This is a genomic window from Frankia sp. AiPs1 (genome assembly GCF_023716945.1).
GTDB lineage: Bacteria > Actinomycetota > Actinomycetes > Frankiales > Frankiaceae > Frankia.
This window is the reverse complement of the sequence record NZ_JAMQQF010001017.1, coordinates 1-1064: the sequence shown is the minus strand read 5'-3', so window position 1 is coordinate 1064 and position 1064 is coordinate 1. Positions and strand designations below refer to the sequence as shown.

The following is a 1064-nucleotide window of genomic DNA, read 5'->3' as shown; positions in this document are numbered from 1 at the left end:
GCGCACCGCCCCCCGCGCGCACGCCGGCGCGCCCGTGCTGTGGGCACCGTCGGCGCCGATGCCCGGCTACCCGGCGTTCCGTTTCGCCGTCCCATGGCCCGCCCTGTCCGCGGCGCTACGCGAGTTCGACCCGGACATCGTCCATCTCGCCGCCCCGGCCGGGCTCGGTGCACAGGCGGTGTTCGCGGCCCGGCAGCTCGACGTGCCGAGCGTCGCCGTCTACCAGACCGACATCGCGGCGTTCGCGGCCCGCTACGGACTGGCCACCGCCGAGCGCACGATCTGGCGCTGGCTCGCCACCGTGCACCGGCTGGCGGCGCGCACGCTCGCGCCGTCCTGGGACTCGGTCGACGCCCTGCTGCGCCAGGGGGTGCAGCGGGTCGCCCGCTGGAGCCGGGGCGTGGATCTCGAACGTTTCGATCCGGGGCACCGCGACGCCGATCTGCGCCGCCAGCTCGCCCCGGGCGGCGAGCTGCTCATCGGCTACGTCGGCCGCCTCGCTCGGGAGAAGCGGGTGGACCTGCTGGGTGCGGTCGCCGACCTGCCGGGCACCCGGCTCGTCGTCGTCGGCGAGGGCCCGTCCCGCCCGGCGCTCGCCCGGACGTTGCCGGACGCCGCCTTCCTGGGCTTCCGCAGCGGCCGGGAGCTGTCCGCCGCGGTAGCGAGCCTGGACGTGTTCGTGCACACCGGCGTACACGAGACGTTCTGCCAGGCCGCCCAGGAGGCCAAGGCCAGCGGGGTACCGGTGGTCGCTCCGGCGGCCGGTGGGCTCCTCGACGTCGTCGAGCACGGTCGCACCGGGCTGCACTACGCCCCCGGGGATCCGGCGGCGCTGCGCGCCCAGGTCGCCGCGCTGGTCGTCGACCCGCAGCGGCGGGCCGAGATGGCGCTGGCCGCGCGGGACTCCGTCGCCCGATGCGGCTGGAGCGCGGTCGGCGACGAGCTGCTCGGCCACTACCGCGACGTCCTCGGCACCGGCGGCGGACAGCCCGCGCGTCGCGGCGGACCTGCGGGGCATCGCGGCGGACCTGCGGGGCATCACGGCGGGCCCGGCACCCGCGGAG

1 protein-coding gene is annotated in these 1064 nt (G+C 77.4%); it reads left to right on the top strand.

Annotated elements, in window-relative coordinates; all coding sequences use genetic code 11:
* Positions 1–1064 (top strand): glycosyltransferase family 1 protein (locus tag ND748_RS32565; RefSeq protein WP_251750099.1); only part of this gene is annotated, 1064 nt, incomplete at both ends.